At 60.5% G+C, this 21,873-nt stretch carries 16 protein-coding genes and 1 tRNA gene; 12 read left to right on the top strand and 5 right to left on the bottom strand.

Going from position 1 to position 21,873, the window contains the following annotated elements:
- Positions 1 to 27: 27 nt before the first annotated feature.
- Positions 28 to 765 carry a TlyA family RNA methyltransferase gene (locus ACI2I1_RS09255; RefSeq protein ID WP_404678870.1) on the bottom strand — a complete coding sequence of 246 codons (738 nt, stop codon included), beginning with the start codon at positions 763 to 765 and terminating at the stop codon, positions 28 to 30.
- Between the two features lie 1,058 nt (positions 766 to 1,823).
- On the opposite strand from ACI2I1_RS09255, the gene ACI2I1_RS09250 reads away from it, so the two are divergent.
- Entirely contained in the window at positions 1,824 to 2,903 is a 1,080-nt protein-coding gene (locus ACI2I1_RS09250; protein WP_404678869.1) for a branched-chain amino acid aminotransferase, read from the top strand.
- Here the strand turns inward: ACI2I1_RS09250 and ACI2I1_RS09245 are convergent.
- Positions 2,900 to 3,829: a LysR family transcriptional regulator gene (locus tag ACI2I1_RS09245; protein ID WP_404678868.1), complete on the bottom strand. Its 930-nt coding sequence runs from the start codon at positions 3,827 to 3,829 to the stop codon at positions 2,900 to 2,902. The two genes, ACI2I1_RS09250 and ACI2I1_RS09245, sit on opposite strands and share 4 nt — an antisense overlap.
- A 105-nt stretch (positions 3,830 to 3,934) precedes the next feature.
- On the opposite strand from ACI2I1_RS09245, the gene ACI2I1_RS09240 reads away from it, so the two are divergent.
- Both ACI2I1_RS09240 and ACI2I1_RS09235 read left to right on the top strand, forming a co-directional pair.
- Positions 3,935 to 4,636: a pirin family protein gene (locus tag ACI2I1_RS09240; RefSeq protein ID WP_404678867.1), complete on the top strand. Its 702-nt coding sequence runs from the start codon at positions 3,935 to 3,937 to the stop codon at positions 4,634 to 4,636.
- A gap of 14 nt (positions 4,637 to 4,650) precedes the next feature.
- A complete protein-coding gene (locus tag ACI2I1_RS09235) occupies positions 4,651 to 5,244 on the top strand; it encodes an FMN-dependent NADH-azoreductase (protein ID WP_404678866.1) in 594 nt (197 codons plus the stop codon).
- A gap of 40 nt (positions 5,245 to 5,284) precedes the next feature.
- Here ACI2I1_RS09235 and ACI2I1_RS09230 read toward each other — a convergent pair whose 3' ends face one another.
- From ACI2I1_RS09230 to ACI2I1_RS09220, 3 genes are all read right to left on the bottom strand, one after another.
- On the bottom strand, positions 5,285 to 7,351 hold the full coding sequence (locus ACI2I1_RS09230; protein ID WP_404678865.1) for an NAD(+) synthase: 2,067 nt from the start codon (positions 7,349 to 7,351) through the stop codon (positions 5,285 to 5,287).
- A gap of 279 nt (positions 7,352 to 7,630) precedes the next feature.
- Entirely contained in the window at positions 7,631 to 8,644 is a 1,014-nt protein-coding gene (locus ACI2I1_RS09225) for a sensor histidine kinase (RefSeq protein ID WP_404678864.1), read from the bottom strand.
- 124 nt (positions 8,645 to 8,768) lie between these two features.
- Complete coding sequence (locus tag ACI2I1_RS09220) at positions 8,769 to 9,770, bottom strand: DNA topoisomerase IB (RefSeq protein WP_404678863.1); 1,002 nt, start codon at positions 9,768 to 9,770, stop codon at positions 8,769 to 8,771.
- Positions 9,771 to 9,864: 94 nt separating this feature from the next.
- Here ACI2I1_RS09220 and yghU point away from each other — a divergent pair, with 94 nt between their 5' ends.
- The 9 genes from yghU to ACI2I1_RS09175 all read left to right on the top strand — a co-directional run bounded on the left by yghU (position 9,865) and on the right by ACI2I1_RS09175 (position 21,869).
- Positions 9,865 to 10,716, top strand: coding sequence for a glutathione-dependent disulfide-bond oxidoreductase (gene yghU / locus ACI2I1_RS09215; RefSeq protein WP_404678862.1), 852 nt, complete (start codon positions 9,865 to 9,867; stop codon positions 10,714 to 10,716).
- 50 nt (positions 10,717 to 10,766) lie between these two features.
- Positions 10,767 to 10,841: transfer RNA gene (locus ACI2I1_RS09210), tRNA-Gln, on the top strand.
- A 391-nt stretch (positions 10,842 to 11,232) separates the two neighbouring features.
- The gene (locus ACI2I1_RS09205) at positions 11,233 to 12,246 is read left to right on the top strand and encodes a sugar kinase (protein ID WP_404678861.1); all 1,014 of its coding nucleotides are present in this window, start codon (positions 11,233 to 11,235) and stop codon (positions 12,244 to 12,246) included.
- Between the two features lie 278 nt (positions 12,247 to 12,524).
- Positions 12,525 to 14,822, top strand: coding sequence for a glycoside hydrolase family 3 N-terminal domain-containing protein (locus tag ACI2I1_RS09200; protein WP_404678860.1), 2,298 nt, complete (start codon positions 12,525 to 12,527; stop codon positions 14,820 to 14,822).
- Entirely contained in the window at positions 14,822 to 16,165 is a 1,344-nt protein-coding gene (locus ACI2I1_RS09195; RefSeq protein WP_404678859.1) for a gluconate:H+ symporter, read from the top strand. The genes ACI2I1_RS09200 and ACI2I1_RS09195 overlap by 1 nt, the downstream gene beginning before the upstream one ends.
- 103 nt (positions 16,166 to 16,268) lie before the next feature.
- Positions 16,269 to 17,054: an enoyl-CoA hydratase-related protein gene (locus tag ACI2I1_RS09190; RefSeq protein WP_404678858.1), complete on the top strand. Its 786-nt coding sequence runs from the start codon at positions 16,269 to 16,271 to the stop codon at positions 17,052 to 17,054.
- Positions 17,055 to 17,057: 3 nt separating this feature from the next.
- Entirely contained in the window at positions 17,058 to 17,870 is an 813-nt protein-coding gene (locus ACI2I1_RS09185) for a hypothetical protein (protein ID WP_404678857.1), read from the top strand.
- 56 nt (positions 17,871 to 17,926) lie between these two features.
- Positions 17,927 to 19,525, top strand: a complete 1,599-nt coding sequence (locus ACI2I1_RS09180) for an acyl-CoA dehydrogenase family protein (protein WP_404679162.1) — start codon at positions 17,927 to 17,929, stop codon at positions 19,523 to 19,525.
- Positions 19,526 to 19,760: 235 nt separating this feature from the next.
- Entirely contained in the window at positions 19,761 to 21,869 is a 2,109-nt protein-coding gene (locus tag ACI2I1_RS09175; RefSeq protein ID WP_404678856.1) for a TonB-dependent siderophore receptor, read from the top strand.
- Positions 21,870 to 21,873 lie beyond the last annotated feature (4 nt).

Raw genomic sequence — 21,873 nt, 5'->3', positions numbered from 1 at the left:
GCGCCTAGAGCGAGGCTTGGTGCTACGTCAATCGCGGTAAGCGGAAATGAGGAATTCGACATTGCCTTCCGGCCCGGTGATCGGGCTCTCCACGATGCCTTGCACGAAGAATCCACGGCTTTCCACCCAAGCGCGGACCTCCTCGCACACACGCGCATGAAGTGCCGGATCGCTGACCACGCCCTTCTTGCCGACCTCCTCGCGTCCGACCTCGAATTGCGGCTTGATGAGCGCGACGAGGCGGCACTTTCTCTCCGCCAGTTCCAGCGGGCGTTCAAGCACTTTGGCAAGCCCTATGAAACTGGCGTCACACACGACCCATGTCGCTGGCCGGTCGATCATCTCGGGGGTCAGTACTCGCGCGCTGGTCTGTTCGAGCACGGTGACACGCTCATCTTGCCGAAGCTTCCACGCAAGCTGGTTAGTGCCGCTGTCGACAGCAAAGACATGATCTGCCCCGCCCTCCAGCATGACATCGGTAAAGCCGCCGGTAGAACTGCCGATATCCATCGCGGTGACACCCTTGGGATCTAGACCGAAATGCTCGATCGCATGGGCTAGCTTGATACCGCCCCGGCTGACCCAGGGATGGTCGCGCCCGCGCACATCCAGCGGTGCATCTTCGGCCATCTGCTGGCCGGGTTTCACCAGTTTTTCTTCACCTGAAAACACGAGGCCGGCCATCACCAGCGCCTGCGCACGGGTGCGACTTTCGACCAGTCCCCGGTCGACGAGCATCTGATCGAGACGACGTTTCTTTGCCATTCCTGCTCACTTACATGAAACCAGAGCGCCTAGCGGGCATTGGTCTGGCATGAAAGCCTCTGAACATGCCATCGCCCGTGTCCTTGTCCTGTCGAGCGCCTTGCTCGCGGCGGCCTGCGTACCGGCACCGGATTCGACCCCGGCCCCCACCCCTGCGCCCGTGCAAAAGGAACCATCGCCCCCAACGGCACCTCCTCCCGCTTCGATTCCCAAATATTCGAACTGGATGGATGCGCCGCGGACCGCCGGCGATTGGTCTTATCGATCGAATGGAAGCGGTTCAGTCGCTCTCTATGGGCAATCTCAAACGGAACCGAAATTCTCGCTGCGATGCGATCGCTCGCGAAATGAGGTGGTGCTCTCCCGCGCTGGAACGGCTGGACCCAACGCTTCCTTACGGATACTGACGGAAACGACCGAACGCTCGCTGGCGGCGCAACAGGTCAGTGGGCAGCTTCCGCAGGTAAGAACAAGCCTTCAGGCCCGCGATCCTCTGCTCGATGCCATGGCTCTGACGAAAGGTCGATTCGCTGTGGAAACCTCAGGCCTTCCCACACTTTACGTTCCCGCCTGGGGCGAAGTGACGCGCGTTATAGAGGATTGCCGATAGGCCGAGTCCCGCCTCCGGTTCATCGCCTGCGAGTTCGGCGTAAACCTGTCATGACAATGGCCTGGAAATATTACCGAGCCACAAACGACAATTCTGACGTGGGAAAACTTTTTTACAAGGCTTGTTTTGTGCTGCGGAAAGACTCAAATTGATCTCAAGATCGGCGGCGAACGCGATCTTCATCCCCAGTGAAATGCGGGATGCAGCTCACAAGCTTGAAAGGAGGTGATCCGATGTCTCATGGTTCAGTAGCGAGGTCGGTGAAGATCCCTACGGAGCATATTCGGTAACATTCCTGCCGAGTAAGGCGACGTGAGCGGCACTTCCGGCCGCTGACCATGCGAAGGCCAGTCTCTCCACGGGCGAGAGGCTGGCCTTCTCATTTTCAGGCCCATCTTCAAGCGTACGATACTTGCGTCGTCCTGCCCTTCCCAGTAACCGCCCAGACATGGATTTCGAGCATCTTCCCCACGCCGCCCCCGTCCCCGGAGAAACCCGCGATCAAGCACTGAAGGATCCCGGTTTTGGCAAGCTGTTCACCGATCACATGGTCGTGATCGATTACGATGCTGATAAGGGCGGCTGGCATAAAGCAACGCTCGGCCCGCGCGAACCCATCGCGCTCGATCCTGCTGCCGCCGTGCTGCATTACGCCCAAGAAATTTTCGAAGGCATGAAAGCCTATAAGCAAGGCGATGACAGCCTCGCCCTGTTCCGGCCCGAACAAAATGCGCGCCGCTTCAATGAGAGCGCGAGACGGATGGCAATGCCCGAATTGCCGGAAGAACTTTTCCTCGAGTCCATCCGCCAGCTAGTAGCCAAGGACCGGGACTGGGTGCCGTCCGACCCTGACGGCTCGCTTTACCTGCGGCCCTTCATGTTCGCTTCCGAGGCATTCCTCGGCGTGCGCCCTGCGCGGCAATACAAATATGTCCTCATCGCCAGTCCCGTTGGCCCTTATTTCAAGGGCGGTGCAAAGCCGGTAAAAATCTGGGTCAGCCGCAATTTCACCCGCGCTGCGCCCGGCGGCACCGGCGCGGCCAAGACCGGCGGGAATTACGCTGCCAGCCTCGTTCCCCAGGCCGAAGGCATAGAGAATGGCTGTGACCAAGTCGTATTCCTCGACGCGGTTGAAAAGAAATGGGTCGAGGAACTGGGCGGCATGAACCTGTTCTTCGTGTTCGATGACGGCACTGTCGTCACTCCTCCGCTGACCGGCACGATCCTTCCCGGCATCACCCGCGACAGCCTGATCCAGCTTCTTCGCGAGGAAGGTCTGCAGGTGCGCGAAGAACCTTACAGCATCGACCAGTGGCGTGCCGATGCGACGACAGGAAAGCTGCTGGAAACGATGGCCTGCGGCACAGCTGCCGTAGTTACCCCGGTTGGCACGGTGCTTGGCCCTGATGGAGACTTCACCATCGGGACCGGTGGCACCGGGCAAATGACACACAAGATCCGTGAAAGACTGGTGGGCATCCAGAAAGGCTCTTTCGAAGATACTCAGGGCTGGGTGACGAAGCTCTAGGCGGTCCCACTGACCGAAGCATCGACGCCGCTGCAATTCCCCAACCGGTCCCGAATTGTGTCGATCAACCAGCTGGTAGCGGGCCCGGTCCTCTCGTTGCGGCGCCAAAGCGCACTCAACGTATAACTCGCACCCGGTTTTTCAGGCAGGTCGAGCTCGCGAAGCCTCCCCGCGGTGATGTCGTCCATCACCATATGACGCGGCATATTACCCCAGCCGATCCCCTCCTTCAGCAGTGCATGCTTGGCTCCTAGATCTGCCAGTCGCCAGCTTTGGGGTGAAAGCACTGAAAATTCACGCCCCTGGGTCAAAGACGATCGGTCGGACAGGACCAGTTGCAGATGTCGGCGGCTCTCTCCCGGCTCTACGCCCGCGCTCGCAAGTGGATGATCGGGTGCTGCAACGGGTACCAGTTCGATGGCGCCGATTGCCTGTCGTTCGAGTTCTGCATGGTCGGACAGTACCGGCCCCCCGATGGCAAGATCCGCGCCTCCGTCCAGCACGCAGGCTGCCACCGCCCCCAATGCTTCGACTTGCAGACGAAGGGCGACTGTCGGAAACATTTCCCGGAAATCGCGCAGCACGCTGGCCGTCACGTCGCCCGGCAGCATCACATCGACAACCAGTGACACCTCGCTTTCCAGGCCTGCGTGAAGGCTTTGCGTCTTGGCCAACAAATGATCGATGCCATCGGCCACCGCCTTGGCTTCTACGAGCAGGCCCCTCCCCTCTTCGGTGAGGACGGGCCGCCGCGATCCCTCGCGTTCGAAAAGGGTCACGCCAAGCTGCGTTTCCATCTGCGAGATGCCATAGCTGACAGCGGATACCGCACGGCCCATTCGCCGTGCCGCTGCACCGAAGCTGCCTTCTTCGGCCACGGCGAGGAATATCCTGAGCTGATCGAGGCTCGGCTCCCCAAGTTTCATTGTTCGGATTTCCTGAACATCTTGGTGTGTTTTATCGCAGTTATCGGAATGACGAGCAATCTCTATTTCCAAAGAACAAGGCAGTCCTGCGAAAGGAAGACCGCTATGATCGAACACAGACCATTCGAAAGCCTCGGTGCAGCCAATCATGGCTGGCTCGATGCCCATCATCACTTCTCCTTTGCGGGCTATCATGATCCGGCCCGCGTAAACTGGGGCGCCCTGCGCGTCTGGAATGACGATGTTATCGCGGCGCAATCCGGCTTTCCGACCCATTCCCACCAGGACATGGAGATCATCACCTACGTCCGCACCGGTGCCATTACCCACCGCGACAGCATGGGCAATGAAGGGCGTACCGAAGCAGGCGATGTTCAGGTGATGAGCGCGGGCCGCGGCGTGGCCCACTCGGAATTCAACCTGGAAGACGAGGAAACGACCATCTTCCAGATCTGGATCATTCCTACGCAACGTGGCGGCGAGCCCGATTGGGGAGCCCGGGAATTTCCGAAAGGCAACCGTGCGGGCGCTTTCATCCCGCTCGCCAGTGGTGCTGACAATGATGAGGATGCCCTCCCCCTCCGCACCGACGCCCGCGTTCTGGGAGCCACTATCAAGGCCGGCGAAAGCGTGACTTACGTCCCACGCCAGGCGGATCGTCATCTCTATCTCGTGCCGGCGACCGGGCGCATCCGAGTGGGAGATACGGAAGCGAAGGCCCGCGACGGTGTGGCCATCACCAAGGAAGAAACAATTACCATAACCGCGCTCGAGGATAGCGAACTCGTCCTCGTGGACGCGGCCTGAAAAGGAGACTGACTATGAGCACTATTCTTCACATCACCGCCAGCATTCGTGGCGAAGAATCCGTATCCCGCGGTCTGGGCCAGAAGCTTGTCGGCAAACTTGCCGAGAGCCAGGGCGCCGACGTAGTGACGCGCGACCTTTCCAAGAACGATCTGCCGTATATCGATGCTGATCGCTTCGCAGCCAACCTTGCTCCTTATGCCGACCGGTCGACCGAGCAGCACGAACTGGCCAAGATCGCCGACGAGCTGATCGACGAACTGCAGCAGGCAGACACCATCGTGTTCAGCGTGCCGGTCTACAATTTTTCAGTGCCTGCCACGGTCAAGGCATGGGCAGACCTTGTCGCCCGCGCCGGAACGACTTTCCGCTATACCGAAAACGGTCCCGAAGGCCTGCTGACCGGAAAGAAGGTCTATCTCACCGCCGCGACCGGCGGAACGCCGATTGGCAGCGAGGTCGATTTCATGAGCCCCTGGCTCAAGTTCTTCCTCGGCTTCCTCGGCATGCATGATGTGGAAATCGTCGCGGCCGATGGCATCATGGGCGAAGGCGGAGAAGAAAAGATCGCCGAGGCCCATGAGAAGGTGGAACAGCTGGTCGCATAATCCTCCCTTGCCCCATGTGACCAGTGACGTGCCGGAAAGCCTACAAGCTTTCCGGCACGTTTCTCGTGACATCGTCGAGCCAGATGTCCGCCACGGCATCGCTTGGCGCGCGCCAGTCCCCGCGCGGTGAAAGCGCGCCGCCAGCGCTGACTTTCGGTCCGTTTGGCAATGCGCTCCGCTTGAACTGGCTGAAGCCAAAGAACCGCTTCACGAAATTCTCCAGCCATTTGCGGATGGTTGCCAGATCATACTGGTTGCGGGCTTCCACGGGAAAACCGATAGGCCAGAGCCCATCATCCGCATCTTTCCATGCGTGCCATGCCAGAAACGCCACGTGGCTCGGGCTCTGACCCCAGCGGATCACATGGTGAAGAAAGAAATCGTTCAGTTCGTAGGGACCGATAATCGATTGGGTGGACTGGATGATTCCGTCCTTGCCAGCGGGCACGAGTTCAGGACTTATCTCGGTGTCGAGGATTGCTCCCAACACCTCGTCCACGCCTTCGTCGAACTGGTTAGTCGTTGTAACCCAGCGTATCAGATACTGGATCAGCGTCTTGGGAACTCCGGAATTGACGCCGTAATGGCTCATCTGGTCCCCTACCCCATAGGTGCACCAGCCAAGCGCCAGTTCGGACAGATCACCCGTACCGATGACCCAGCCACCATGATGGCCTGCCAGCCGGAAGAGGTAATCGGTACGCAGGCCCGCCTGCACGTTCTCGAAGGTGACATCATAGACTTCCTCACCCTTGGCGAAGGGATGGTCCATATCCTCCAGCATTTGCCTCGCAGCTGGCCTGATATCGACTTCTTCGGCCGTGATGGCAAAGGCATCCATCAGTTTCCAGGCATTGGATTTGGTGTGGTCCGACGTGGCAAAGCCGGGCATCGTATAGCCGCGGATATCGGTTCTCGGACGCCCCAGCCGGTCCATCGCCTTGGCAGCTACCAGCAAGGCATGCGTGCTGTCCAAACCGCCGGATATCCCGATCACCAGACATTTCGGCCGCGTCGCCTCAATCCGGCGCATGAGCGCATCGACTTGGATGTTGAACGCCTCATAGCAATCTTCATCCAGCTTCTCCCTCCGATTGGGTACGAAGGGGAAACGGCGGACGGGACGCTCAAGACCAATGTCGCGGCGCTCAACGTCGTGACTGAATTCGATACGACGATAATTGTCTTCTGGCCTGCCCTCCGCATCCGCAGAATCGCCCCAGGTCTGCATCCTCATACGTTCTGCGAGGATGCGCTTGGTATCGACATCGGCAACGGACAGCTCGGGCGCGTGGTCGAAGCGAACGCTTTCCGCCAGCAAATCGCCCATCTCGTAAATCATCCCCTGTCCATCCCAGGCGAGATCGGTCGTGCTCTCCCCATAACCGCTGGCCGAATACGCATAGGCGCAGACAGATCGGCTGGAGCTGGCCCGTGTGAGCATGTGCCGCTCGTCGGACTTGCCGATCGTTATATTGGACGCGGACAGGTTCAGGAGTATCGTCGCTCCCGCTAGGGCAGTTTGCGTCCCGGGCGGATTGGGCGACCAGAAATCTTCGCAGATTTCCATGCCGAAGGTAAAACCTGCAAGTTCCAGTGCCTGGAAGATAAGGTCGGTTCCGAACGGAACCGATCTGCCGTTCACGGAAATCTCCAGCCCGATGCAAGCCCGGCCATGGCTGAACCAGCGCTTCTCGTAAAATTCGCGATAGTTCGGCAGATAGCTTTTCGGCACGACCCCAAGGACAGCACCATTCGCGATCGCTACCGCGCAATTGTAAATCCGTCCGTTGCGGCGCAGGGGAGCGCCAACGACGAGGACCGGGGTGAGCTCTGCGGAAGCCGCGACGATTTCAGCCAAATGGCGTTCGACAGCATCGAGCAACGCGGTCTGCAAATGCAGATCGTCGATCGCGTAGGAAGAAAGACAGAGTTCAGGATAGAGCAGCAAGTCGACATTGCGATCATGCGCCTTGCGGGCCTGCTCCAAAATGCCTTCGGCATTGTAAGCGACGTCAGCCGTCCGGACCTTGGGCGTTGCCGTCGCGACCCGCACGAATCCATGCGTATGCAGGTCAAAGAAAGGATGTAGATCGTTTAAATCCATCGGTGATGGGTCTTTCTTAACATCCGCTTCGGTAGCGGCCTCTTCGTGCCAATCCGCCAGTTGGCAGATGCCTAGTTCAGCGAGCCGTTTCTGTATGAACGAACGAGCGATGCGGCCTTTGGCTTCCCACCCGTAAACGGTACGACTTGGCCAAGGATGCGGAGCGCCGTATCTCTGGCCGAATTCCTCCGCGCTCAGAGGTGGCTCTTGCGCTTCGCGCCATGCCCTGATTTTTGCGCCGGCCAAATGCATGGCAAGCCGGTATCTCTTCAGGATACTCTAGGCAAGTACTTCGTCGGCCACCCGCATTTCTGTCCGAAAGCCGTTGAGTACCGGGCCTGCGTGGTGCGTGGCTCCCGCCTGCTGCGCGAAGGCCGACAGCAGCTTGCTGCCCAAACCTCCCGGCGTTTGTGACAGCGCCTCCTCGCCAACTCCGTCATCTTCGATTGTGAGGCGCCACTTCCCGTCACGACAGTGAAAGTAAACTGCGAGCGTCCCGGCGCGGTTGTCGGGAAAGGCATATTTTGCTGCGTTGGACACCGCCTCGTTCAGGTAGAGGCCGATGGCGACCGCAGTCTCGCGCGAAAGCTTGATGTCGTCGATCTCGCGAAATAGCCGAACGTTTTGCGGCAGGGCAGCGCGTTCCAGACGGGTAAGCATCATGTCGAGGTACGGTCCGATCGCCACGTCTTTTTCCTTGCCTTGCTCCATCGCCAGACCGGAATAAGCGTCGGCAAAAGTGCGCACGCGACCGACCGCATCATCCAGCGGCCCGTGCAGTTCAGCATGGGGAATTCGCCGCTTCTGAATCTCGAGCATGCTCGCGACAAGGGCGAAATTGTTCTTCGTTCGGTGCTCGAGATCTGCCAGCAAGGTAAGCCGGCGGTCTGCTTCTTCCCTGATCGTGTCCATGGTGCTGTGCGCTGCACGGCGGAAAGCCTCCGCGAAAATAATCACGATTATTGCGCAGACCCCATTCAGCAAAACACGCGCCGGATCTGTAGCTTCGGTGAAGAGAAAAGACTGGGGAGCAGGAAGTACGAAATACCACGCCCAAGCGAAGCTTACACAGAAGGCAGCAACACCCGCGCGCCAATGCCCATATAAAGTGGCGAGCAGTACGGTGGGATAAATCATTGCAAAAGGGCCAGACGTCGGTGCCCATAGATCGTATAGCGTTCGCAAGCCGACCATCGACGCCGCACAAATAATGCCGAACGTCGTCTGCGCAGCAACCTTGCTCCACTTGCCAACGAATTGTCGGCTGACGTCGAAATTGGCAAGTCTTTGCATATGCCGTGTCCTGGAGCGCGCAGGTCAATCAGGGTGTCGTCGCTCGAACGCCACAAAGTCAACCGAAAGGGCCGTTAGCGACACTTTAGAGGTTTGCGGCTTAAATGCCTAGGATTTTTATGTTTTATGCCGCGAGTAGCTCGGCCGCGCTTGGGCAGACCTGCAGCATCGCAATCAAAGCCCGCTCTTCTCGCGTATGCCAGCGCGTCGCACGCGGCAATTTCACGCCTCGGCGCCAATCTTCCTGCCGCCCTACCAGATCGATCACCGCCGGGTGAATGTAGCTCTTCCTGGTCACGGCCGGGGTATTGCCCAGATGGGTTGCCACGCACTCGAGCAAGCTTTTCATCGGGATTTCGCCATCACCGGTGCGCAGCGTTTCGAACCCGAGCACGCTGGCGTGCCAGGTGCGGAAATTTTTCGCGGTAAAGCGCTCACCCATACAGGCTTCGAGATATTCGTTTACGTCGCTGGAGGTTACCGTTTCCACCTCGCCATCGTCATCGACATATTTGAAGACATTCTGGCCCGGCAGGTCCTGCATATTGCGCACCATTCGCGCGAGACTGCCGTCCGTCAGCGTCACTTCCCGCATCTTGCCAGACTTGCCCTTGTAGCGCAGCTTCAGCGTCTTGCCCGTCACTTCGGCATGACGGCGACGCAGGGTAGTCGCACCATAGCTCTTGTTACGTTCAGCATATCCTTCATTGCCAACGCGAATGGCACCAAGATCGAGTAAACGAACTACACTGGCCACAGCCCGCTCGCGCGTAAGCTTGCGGCCTTTCAGATCTTCTTCGACCTTTTTGCGGACCAGCGGCAGAAGATTGCCGAACGCCAGACATTTGTCGAACTTTTCGCTTTCCCGTTCAGCCCGGAAATCGGGGTGATAGCGGTATTGTTTACGCCCTTTCGCGTCGATCCCGGTGGCTAGGATATGGCCGTTGGGCGCAGGACAGAACCATTCATCGGTATAGGCCGGCGGCAAAGCGACAGCGTTCAAGCGCTTCTTCTCTGCCTTGTCGGTGATAAGTTTCCCCCTTGGATCGTAATACGCCCACCCCTTACCGGCACCCTTGCGGGTGATTCCTGGCAGTTGATCGTCGACATAGATGAGCTTCGTCATGGCAAGGCAAACAACCATGGGAAGCGTGCTAGCGTTCCCCATCTTGCGACGAACGGTTGAGCGGCATATCGCCCCGCCAAACAGGAGATATAACATGGCCAATGCCACCTACACACCGCCCGCCGTATGGAACGCCGACACCGTGAGCGGTGGGAAATTTGCCAACATCAACCGCCCTACAGCCGGTGCCCGCGAAACGAAGGCATTGCCCGAGGGCGAACATGGCTTTCAGCTCTATTCTCTCGCAACGCCCAACGGCGTGAAAGCGACGATCATGTTCGAGGAACTGCTGGAAGCAGGACATTCGGGCGCAGAATACGATGCCTTCACGATCAACATCGGAGAAGGCGAGCAATTCGGCTCCGGTTTCGTTTATATCAATCCGAACAGCAAGATCCCCGCACTGTTGGATCGCACCGGGCCCGAACCGCTGCGCATTTTCGAAAGTGGCGCCATACTGATGCATCTGGCGGAAAAATTCGGTGCCTTTCTGCCAACCGACCATACACGCGCCGAAGTTCTCAGCTGGCTGTTCTGGCAAATCGGCAGCGCCCCTTTCATCGGCGGGGGCTTCGGCCATTTCTATGCCTACGCGCCGGAAAAGTACGAATATCCGATCAACCGCTACGCCATGGAAACGAAGAGGCTCTTCGATGTCGCCGATCAGCGCTTGAAGGACAGCGAATATCTTGGCGGCAGTGAGTACACAGTCTCCGACATTGCCGCGTGGCCCTGGATGGCACCTTTTATCGAAGGTACGATCTACGAAGAGGCGAAGACCTTCCTCTCTATCGACGAGTACGAAAACGTATCACGCTGGGTGAAACAAATCGGGGAGCGCCCTGCGGTAAAGCGCGGCAGGATCGTGACTAAGGTTTGGGGCGATGAAGACACGCAGCTTCGCGAGCGTCACTCAGCGGCTGATTTCGATGGCAAAAAGGTTTAAAATCGCCCCTTCACATTCGCGATAGGCGCGCTATAGGGGCGACCGCCTGCTGGGGTGTAGCCAAGTGGTAAGGCAGCGGTTTTTGGTATCGCCATTCGCAGGTTCGATCCCTGCCACCCCAGCCAGCACTTCCCGACATAGTCCGGAACTCGAGACCCGCGCCTCGCCAGGCCGGGGGTTTCTGGCTGGCAGCTGTACCTCTCCAGATCATTGGGGTGAGTAACATTCGCCGATAACCAGCCGCCCCCTTATCAGGAATGGTGGTCAACTATCACTAGATGAGCAAGGCTCTCTTGTGCAGTATGATGATCTGCAGCCGCGACTTGTATCGTAGCTCAGAACGTCTTGTGACTAAAAGTGGCGCGCAGTCAGTGTGGCACAGCCATCAGGAGGAGAAGTTGACCGTATGACGCATCCGCTCTTCGCGCGTTCACGTGACCTCTCGGCGTTCGACTTCATCTTCGGGCCCCATCGTCCGCTAGCCCCTGCCCTTCCCTGCCAGGGCCAGCCGCTGTCATGAAGGCGCAAGCCGGCACCATTGTCTGCTTCGGCGAAGTATTGCTCAGGCTTTCCGCCGCAGCGGGCAACTCCATGCGTGATGCTTCCCGGTTCGATCTGCATGTCGGTGGAGCGGAAGCCAATGTCGCTGCTGCACTCGCCAATCTCGGCTTCCCGACCCGGATGGTCAGCACCTTGCCGGACAATGATCTCGGCCTTAACGCCGTCCGGGCGCTGCGCGGTGAAGGCGTCGACTGTTCCGGAATATCGACCAAAGCCGGGCGGATGGGCGTTTATTATCTCACCCCTGCAAAGGGCGCTGCCGGTGGCAAAGTGCTTTACGACCGGACAGCGAGTTCCTTCGCATCCTGCGATGTGCCTGATGCAGCACTGCTGGACGGGGCGCGCCACCTTCATCTTTCGGGCATATCGCTGGCCGTGAGCGCCGACGCATCCCGTGCGACGCGCGCACTCGCTCACGCTGCCAGGGAACGCGGATTGACCATCTCCTTCGATGGTAACTTTCGTCCGTCGCTCTGGGCGCTAACGGATCGCGATTCGCGTCCGGAGATCGCCGAACTTGTCGATCTGGCGGACATCTTTTTCGGAAACCACAAAGACATGGCGCTGCTCCTCGGGCGCGAGATTGGCGCCGAAGGGGGCCAGTATCGGCGTGACGCCGTGTTGGAGACATTCGACGCATTCCCGAATCTGTCTGCAATCGCTTCGACCGCCCGGCATATCGAGCCGGACGGTACACATCGTCTCGTCGCGCGAATGGACACCGCCTCCGATAGCGCCGAAAGTAGGGAACACGTGTTGACCGGGATAATCGACCGGATCGGCACCGGAGACGCTTTCAGCGCAGGCGTACTCACGGTGTGGCTCGATGATCCCGCTGCTGTGAGCAGAGCCGTTGAAAGCGGAATTGCACTTTCCGCGCTCAAGCATTTCATGCCAGGCGATTTCTGCCGCGCAAACCGCGAAGAACTCGCCGCAGCCATCGAAGGCGGCAGCGATGTCACGCGGTGATGCGCGGACCAGATAGTTTTTGCGCATAGCCCCTTTGGCAGATCGCTTTTTAATGTTACCGCTACCATGACGAGACGGTTTGGGAGCCGGACATAAGGCACTGGCACCAGCCGCCATGCCCATGGCGAGGGGAAAATGATGGCGAAGGTGGGTCGGGTTGCGTTCACGCGGATCAGGAGATCCGTCACCTCGCGATACATGCCAAATTCACCCGGCGGGCGCGACTCTGGTCGGAATAGTCAGTTGTCGGATATTCTGTCGACATGTTGGCCCGCGCGATGAATCCCGTAATCAAGCGCCGCGCCTTTCTCGCGGCCAGCGCGCTGCTGGCGGCAAGCACCCGCTTCCCAGCCCTCGCAGCGAGCAAGGTCGCTGCATCGGAAGAACACGAGCAGCGGGTCCGCGATTTAATCGCGCAGATGAGCCTGGCTGAAAAGCTCGGCCAGATGACCCAGCTCGCCGGCGGTCGTCAGAAAGCGCTGAATTCCCGGATTGATGATGCCGCGCTGGACCGAGTCCGCCAAGGCCGAGTGGGATCCTATCTCCACGTCGCTGGAGCAGAGCCTCTCGCCCGCCTACAATGCATAGCGGTCGAAGAATCGCGGCTTGGTATCCCGCTACTTTTCGCGATGGATGTGGTCCATGGCTATCGAACGATCATGCCGGTGCCGCTGGGCATGGCCGCAAGCTTCGATCCCGAAATGGCCCGCCGCGCCGCCCGCGTCGCAGCAGTCGAGGCGTCCGTCAGCGGGCTGCATTGGACCTTCGCACCGATGATCGACATCGCTCGAGATGCCCGATGGGGCCGCGTTGTCGAAGGGGCCGGCGAAGACCCATATTTGGGATCGCGCATGGCCGAAGCGCAAATCCTCGGCTTCCAGACCGACGATCTTGCCAGCAAGGACGTGCTATTGGCGTGCGCCAAGCATTTCGGCGCCTATGGTGCCGCTGATGGCGGGCGCGATTACGACCGTGCCGACATTTCAAATGAAACCTTGCACGAGGTCTATCTACCGCCATTCCAGGCCGCGATTGCTGCGGGCGTCGGCAGTTTCATGACCGCGTTCAACGAATTGAACGGCGTCCCCACTACCGGCAATGCCGATCTGGTCCGGTCGCTCCTGCGCGATCAATGGGGTTATCAGGGATTGGTGGTCAGCGACTGGAACGCCATCCTCGAACTCGTCGCGCATGGAGCGGCAAGCGACCCGGTAGAGGCCGCGGCGCTGGCGCTGCGCGCGGGTGTCGACATGGACATGACCAGCGAAACCTATGCCGATCATCTCGAAAAAGCGCTGGCCGCCGATCATACTTTGCTGCCGCTGGTCGACGAAGCGGTGAGCCGCATTCTGCATGCGAAGGCCCGGCTGGGACTGTTTGACGATCCCTTCCGCTTTGGTGACGCAGAAAGGGAAAAACTGGTCCTCGGTTCGCAAGAACACCGCGCGGTGGCGCGCGAGGCAGCGACCTGCTCGATCGTGCTGCTGCGCAACGAAGGCAACGCCCTGCCGCTGCGCAGCGATGCGCGGATCGCGCTGGTCGGTGCGCTTGCCGACGATGCGTCCTCCACTATCGGATCGTGGCGGGCGCGCGGGCAGATGGACGAATCTATTACGCTGCGGGCTGCGCTGGAATCCCGAACGGTCACCTATGCGCCGGGCGTCTCTCCGCGCGATCCCGGTACGAGCGGTATTGCCGCCGCTGTCGAGGCGGCAAGAAATGCAGATGTCGTGCTGCTCGTCATGGGAGAGGATTTCGACCATTCAGGCGAGGCCCGCAGCCGGTCGGATATTGGCTTGCCCGGCCCCCAGAAACGGCTGGTCGACGCTATTCGGGCAACCGGCAAGCCAATCGTAGCTATCCTGATGAATGGCCGCCCGCTTGCGCTCGAAGAGGTTCTGGACGGCATTCCAGCGGTGCTGGAAACGTGGTTTCTAGGTAATGAAAGCGGCCCCGCAATTGCAGATGTTTTGTTCGGCGAAGTGTCTCCTGCGGGGCGGCTGCCGATGGGCATGCCGCGCAGCACCGGGCAGGTGCCGCAATATTACGCGCATCCGCCGACCGGTCGCCCGGCCAATCCGGATTTATCGAAGGACAGCGCCCGCTATCATGATGCAGCTATCGGACCGCTCTTTCCCTTCGGCCATGGCTTGTCCTACGCCGAGTTCCGCTATTCCGATTTGAGTGTCGTGCCACAAGGCAAAGGCGGCTCGCTGGCATGGAAAATTGCAGCGACGGTGACCAACACCAGCGCGCGCGATGCGGACGAAGTCGTGCAGCTATATATCCGCGCACCCGTCGCGGGGTTGGCGCGGCCGGTGAAGGAATTGCGCGGATTTGCGCGGTTGGCGATCCGCTCTGGCGGTGCCCGGCGAGTGACCTTCACGCTCGACCCTGAGCATTTTGCCGTCTGGCGCGGCGGCTGGCAGATTTTGCCCGGATCGGTCGAGATCATGGTCGGCGCGTCATCGGAGGATATCCGACTTCGCGGCAGGCTGGAGAATCCTGAAGCTAGGGAAGTGGGCCCAGGCGAAATCGCCGGTGCAGCTCGTCTTACGACCGTGACGGTGGCGTGATGGCTGAACCCTGGTCCAGCCTCGCCATCGTGGCAGTCAGCATCTTCGTGCTCATCATCATGGTACTGCGATGGAAAGTTCCCGCTTTCATCGCCCTGCTGATCGTCGCGCTTGCCACGGGCATCGCATTCGGCGCGCCACCAGCAGACGTGCTCTCGGCCGTGCGCAAGGGGACCGGGGAAGCGCTTGGCTTCGTCGCGGTGGTGATAGGGCTCGGTGCCATGCTGGGCGGACTGCTGGAAGCGAGTGGCGGCATCGGGGTGCTGGCAAACCGGCTGCTCGATGCGTTCGGCGAAGGCCGCGCGCCCTGGGCACTGGTGGTCATCGGCACGCTGGTCGGCATCCCCCTGTTTTTCGACGTGGGCTTCATCGTGCTTGCTCCGCTGGTCATCACTCTGGCGCTGCGGGCGAAGCGGCGCGTCATGTATTTCGCCCTGCCCCTGCTTTCAGGGCTGCTGACGATGCATGCCTTGCTGCCCCCGCATCCCGGGCCGGTCGCCGTCGCCGAGCTCATCGGGACCGATTACGGACTGCTGGCAATCTATGGCCTTGCCTGCGGGATCCCGGCCGCCGTCATTGCCGGACCGGTCTTTGCCATGCTGACCCAGGGGCAGAAGGGCTTCGGAGAGAGCGGCCCGCCCCCGCGTTTCGACGAGGAAGCGCCCCAACTTGCCCATATCAGCTTCGTCCCGGCGCTGGCGGGCATGATCATACCGCTGTCGCTCATCCTGCTCGCCGCGCTGGCAAGCGGCATCCTCGCCGAAGGACCGGCGCGGACCGTTCTCGAATTCGTCGGCCATCCGTTCACCGCGCTTATCATCGCCTGTGCCTTCGTCGGGCTGTGGCTGAGACTGCGCCTTGATGCGCCGCTGCAGACCGTGTCCGATGTCATGACCCGTGCTCTCGCGCCAGCGGGTCTCATGGTGCTCGTGGTTGGTGCGGGAGCGGCGTACAAGGAAGTCCTGATCCAGTCCGGAGCGGGCGCGCAGATCACCGATGCCGTCTCGGCGTTCGATCTGTCGGTACCGGTCTTCGCATTCCTGCTCGCCGCCTTCATCCGCGTGGCACAGGGATCGGCAACGGTCGCCATGGTTACTGCCGCAGGGCTTGCTGCGCCGCTGATAACCGCGGCGGGACTTTCGCCGGCACAGATCGCGCTGGTCACCGTCTCGATCGGTGCAGGCGCTTCGATCGCGAGCCATGTCAACGACACCGGCTTCTGGCTCGTCAAACAATATCTCGGGCTTACCGAGGCGGAGACATTCCGCAGCTGGACGCTGAGCGCCACCATCGCCGGTTTCGTCATGTTCGCCATGGCGATGCTGCTGTGGCAGTTCGCCTGAAACCCAATCCGCATTTCCCCGGCCACCGAACATCGCAGTCGGTTGCATTTACAGACCCTTTTGCCCAAGGAAGCCCAAACCAGATTTTGTGCGGGAGACAGCGATGAGCGATTTCGAAATGATCCGTAGCGAGCGTGAAGGCGATGTCCTCAAGATCACGCTGGACCGGCCCGAGCGGCTCAATGCCTGCCCGCCCCAGATGGCGGACGAGATTTTCGCTGCCATCACCGATCTCGGCGGCGCACGCGCCGTGTTGCTTAGTGGAGCGGGCCGCGCCTTCTGTTCGGGCGCCGATCTCGCTACCAATTCGAAGATGTCGGTGAGCGGCGGAGACCGCGCCTTCGGCTCGCTGTCCCACCATTACAATCCGATGATTCAGGCTCTCGCCAGCCTGCCCGTCCCGGTCGTATCCGTGGTCCAAGGTCCTGCCGCCGGGATCGGGTGCTCGATCGCGCTGGCTGCCGATTTCGTGATCGCCGGCAAGAGCGGGTATTTCCTGCAGGCCTTCGCCAATATCGGCCTGGTGCCCGATGGCGGGTCGAGCTGGATGCTGCCCCGCCTGGTCGGCATGGCACAGGCGACGCGGATGATAATGCTGGGCGAGAAAATTCCCGGAGAGGAAGCGGAACGGATCGGACTGATCTATAAATGCGTCGAGGATGATGCCCTTGAAAGCGAGGCCGACGCACTCGTCCAGCGGCTGGCGCAGGGGCCGACCGTGGCGCTGGGCGCAATGAAACAGGTCCTGCGCGACGGGCTGGAAAACAATCTCACCGCCACGCTGGCCGCCGAAGCCAGGGCCCAGCGCCGGGCCGGCAGCACGCAGGACGCGGTCGAAGGCGCGATGGCTTTCCTCCAGAAACGCAAGGCCGAGTTCAAGGGCGCCTGAGCGGTGGCTAGCGTTACCCCGGCGCAGCTTGCCGAATGGCAGGAGGCGGTTGGCCGCCAACTGGTGGAGGAGGAAACGCTTCACCCCGCCCCGCTACGACGTTACGCGCAGGCCCTAGGCTACGACGGACAGTCCACGCTCCCACCGCTTGCCCATTGGGCGTGCTTCCTTCCCTCCCCGGCCGATGACGAGATCGGTCCCGACGGTCACCCGAAGCGCGGGTCATTCCTGCCCGATGTCAGCCTGCCGAGGCGGATGTTCGCAGCTTCCGAAATGCATTTCCCTTCGCCGCTCGTTATCGGCCAAAAGACGCGCCAGACCAGCGAGATTATCGCGCTGACGCACAAGCTCGGCGGGTCGGGCGACCTAATCTTCGCGAAAGTTGAAAAGCGGCTCGAGCAGGACGGGTTGGTTCGCGTGCGCGAAGTCCAGACCTATGTCTATCGTGCGGACGGACAACGGACACCTATGCCCGTGCCGGAGAACCCCATGCCGCAGGGCGAAATCTGGGAGCCGGAGGAGGTGAACCTGTTCCGCTTCTCCGCCGCGACGGCGAACGCCCATCGCATCCACTATGACCGGCCCTATGCTACCGAAATCGAGGGCTATCCCGCGCTGGTCATTCATGGCCCCTTCACGGCGGCAAAGCTCGCCGCGCTTGCCCAGCGCAGCGGTACGCTTGCCAGCTTTTCCTTCCGCGCCATGGCGCCGCTCTTCTTGGGCCAGCCGGTGTGGCTTCGCGAAAGCGACGGGGTCTATCAGGCGATCCGCTGCGATGGCGTGGTGGCGATGGAAGCAAAGGCGAGCCTGCAGTGACCGATAGCCTCGCCCTCGCCCGGTCCGCTGCCCGGTCAGCCGCTGAGTTCAGCGGCATGGTGCGCAACAAAGTCGGCGAAATCGTTTCGATAGCCGGCAAGGTCGATCCCGCGATCGCCGAACGCGAGCAGCACCGGCTTCACGGCTATGCATGGATCGCCACGCAGGTCGAAGCGCTTGGCGCGTTGTGCGACTGGGCAGATCGAGCCCGGCACGCAGACGCCTTTGGCGATCTGGAACGCCTCGTCCTCGACATCGGGATGGGCGAATATTGTGCCCAGATCTTCAGCGGCGTGGCGATGAGCCAGAGCGAGATCGTACGGCCATCCGATTTCGGCTTGCAGCAGGAAGCCTTCGCCCTCGCCGCGAGCCATGCGGCCGCCCACTGCGCCCTATCGGGAAACACTCCGGATAAGCGGGCGGAACTGGCGCGCAGGCTGGCCGATGGCGAACGCCCCTATGAAGGCACCGGAAACGACACGCTAGACATGATCCGTGACCAGTTCCGCACCTTCGCCAGCGAACGCATCGCGCCACATGCGCATGGGTGGCATCTGGCCGATGCTCTCATTCCGCTGGATGTGGTCAGGGAAATGGCCGAACTGGGTGTCTTCGGCGTCTGCATTCCAGAAGAACACGGCGGTCTTGGCCTCGGCAAGCTGGCCATGTGTCTCGTTTCCGAAGAATTATCGCGCGGCTGGATTTGCGCGGGATCGCTGGGCACCCGGTCCGAAATTGCGGGCGAACTGATCGGTCAGAACGGCACGGACGAACAGAAGGCGAAATTCCTGCCCCGCATCGCCGATGGATCGATCCTGCCGACCGCGGTGTTTACCGAACCCGATACCGGTTCCGACCTCGCCTCGGTGCGCACCAAAGCGCGGCAGACCAACACCGGGGCATGGCGGATCGACGGGGCAAAGACATGGATCACCCATGCCGCGCGCGCCGATCTGATGACCATTCTGTGCCGCACCGACCCTGCGGCCCCGGGATATGCGGGCCTTTCCATGCTGCTGGCCGAAAAGACCCGCGGCAGCGATAGCGATCCCTTCCCCGACGAAGGGATCGCGGGCGACGAGATCGAAGTGCTCGGCTATCGCGGCATGAAGGAATACACCCTCGGCTTCGATGGTTTCGAGATTGCGGAAGACGGCCTGCTGGGCGGCGTCGAGGGTGAGGGCTTCAAGCAACTAATGCGCACCTTCGAAGGCGCCCGCATCCAAACCGCCGCACGGGCACTGGGCGTGGGTTGGAATGCCTTCGACCTCGGCCTGTCCTATGCGACCCAACGCCAGCAATTCGGTAAACCGTTGCTGGCGTTTCCGCGTGTGTCGGACAAGCTGGCTCTGATGGTCTGCGAACTTGTGATCGCCCGCGAACTTACATGGACCGCCGCGCGTCAGAAGGATCGCGGCGAACGTTGCGATATCGAGGCCGGGATGGCGAAACTGCTCGGCGCCCGCGTGGCGTGGTCGAGTGCGGACAATGCGCTGCAGATCCATGGCGGCAACGGATACGCGCTCGAATATGAGATAAGCCGGGTCTTATGCGATGCGCGTATACTGAATATCTTCGAAGGTGCCGGAGAAATACAGGCCCAAGTAATCGCGCGCGGCCTGCTCGGTTCGCGCCGAAGCGCGCAATCCGCCTGAACAGCCACTTTTTACAGTTAAAGACGCGATAAGCATTTGCACGCTTAATCGGACGCGGCGCCCGGGCGTGGTCCGATTGTCCAAGTATGGACAGGATTAGCGATCGCTTAACTTGGGCACCAATCCGCAAATTCTCTCACAAGACTTGCAATTGATAATTGTTCTCAATAGCAGGCCCTCAATCGATTCGCACGCGACGGATCAATCCAGGGTCAAGGAACAGGGAATTTTTGAAATGAGGCTTTCGCTTTTGGCGACCACCGCGCAGATCGCATTACTGAGCGCGGCTCCGGCTTACGCGCAATCGGCGCAGACTGGCGATCGGGAAGACCAGCGCGAAGAAACCACGATCATCGTAACGGGCGCGCTGTCCGATTTCGGTGCGACCAAGTCCGATACGCCGATCATGGAAACAGCCCGTTCGATCTCCATCGAAACCGCGCGCGATTTCCAGGAAAAGGGCGCGCAATCGCTGGACGATGTCCTCACCTATTCCGCTGGCGTCACCGCCGAACCCTTCGGCTTTTCCACCAGGGGCGATTTCGCCCAGGTCCGCGGCCTCGATGCGCCTGAATACCGCGATAATCTGCAGTATCTCTTCGGCTATTACAATAACACCCGCCAGGACATTTACACGCTGGAGCAGGTCGAAGTGTTGAAAGGCCCCGCCTCCGTCCTGTACGGTGCAGGATCGCCCGGCGGCATCATCAATGTCGTCACCAAGCGCCCCCACGGCACCAGCGAAGGCGAAGTCCGCGTCGATTACGGCAGTTTCGACCGCAAGCAGATCGCCACGGACATCAACATTGCCATTCCGGGCGCCGAAGACAGCGCGCAGTTCCGCTTCGTGGGCCTCCTGCGCGATTCCGATACGCAGATCAAAGAGGTTTCGGACGACAAGCTGGTCATCGCACCGGCCTTTACCGCCCGCCCCGCTCCCGGCACCGAGATCACGATCCTGGCCAATTATTCCGACCAGAATTCGGATACCGCGCACCAGTTTCTACCGGTCACCGGCACGCTTCTGGAAAGCGCCAGCGGCGAGAAAATCGATCCCTACAGCTATCACGGCGCACCAGGCTTCAACGCCTACGATACCGAAAGCCTGGCGCTTACCCTGATCGCAGAGCAGCAGATCAACAGCATCTTCTCGGTCGAAGGCGTCGCACGTTATCTCGATACCCATGCCGATTACCGGCAGGCCTGGATTTCCTTCCGCGGGAATGGCGTGCCCCGCATCGATGCCGAGGGCAATGGCGGCTGGACCTTCTATCTCGCCGACAATCGCAGCGAACAGATGGCCTTCGACGTCCGCGCCCGCGCCGATTTCACCACTGGTCCGATCGAGCATGAATTGCTGGCAGGCGTTCAGTATCAGGACGTGTTCACCGATTCCGATACGGCATATCTCGCGGACCTCGGCACTCTGAACGCCTTCGATCCGCAGTATGCCGGCGTGCCGACCGTGGCCGAGGTCGAGAGCATGAAGGGCAATGGCCCACGCAACTACGTCAAATCGACCGGCTATTACATATCCAACCAGATGAGCCTCGGTAATCTGGTGGCCAATGCGGGCGTGCGCTTCGACAATGTGACCAACCGCGTGGAAAACGGCAGCCGCCAGGAAGACGATGCCACCAGCTTCAGCGTCGGCGTGCTCTGGCGCGGTCCTGCAGGCATTTCGCCCTACGCCAGCTATGCGGAAAGCTTTGAGCCCGTCGTCGGGATCGACACGCTGACCAATGAACAGCTGCTTCCCCAGGAAGGACGGCAATATGAAGTCGGCATCAAATACCAGCCGCGCGGCGTCAACGCGCTGGTCACACTAAGCGCTTTCGATATCGAGGTGTCCAACCTGCCCAACCCCAATTCGCTTGTCGGCGGGGATAGCCAGCAGGAAGGCGTCTCGAAGGTGCGCGGCGTGGAGCTTGAAGCCAATGCGCTGGTCGGCGGGCTGCGGTTGGACGGCAATGTCAGCTATCTTGATACCAAGGATCCCGACGGATACCGCCTGACGTCGATTGCCGACTGGCAGGCCTCTCTCTTCGCTCTCTACAATTTCACCGGAGCGCTCAACGGGTTTTCACTGGGCGGCGGCGTTCGCTCTGTCGGCGGGAACGAGAGCAACGGCCTCTCCGCCTTCGATGGCAGCCTGCTGACCTACCGGGTCGATGGACACACCGTCGGCGACATTTCGGCGGGTTACGATTTCGGCCAGTTCGAGCTTCGGCTGACCGCCCGCAACGTGACGAATGAGGAATATTTCTCCGTCTGCCTCGTCCGGGGCGATTGTTATCCGGGCGAAAAGCGCAGCATCAACGGCTCGCTGGCGTATAAGTTCTGATGCT

Source organism: Qipengyuania sp. NPDC077563, assembly GCF_044901345.1.
In the GTDB taxonomy this organism is placed as follows: Bacteria; Pseudomonadota; Alphaproteobacteria; order Sphingomonadales; family Sphingomonadaceae; genus Qipengyuania; species Qipengyuania aestuarii.
The sequence above is the reverse complement of the archived record's forward strand: the minus strand, read 5'-3'. Positions and strand labels throughout refer to the sequence as shown.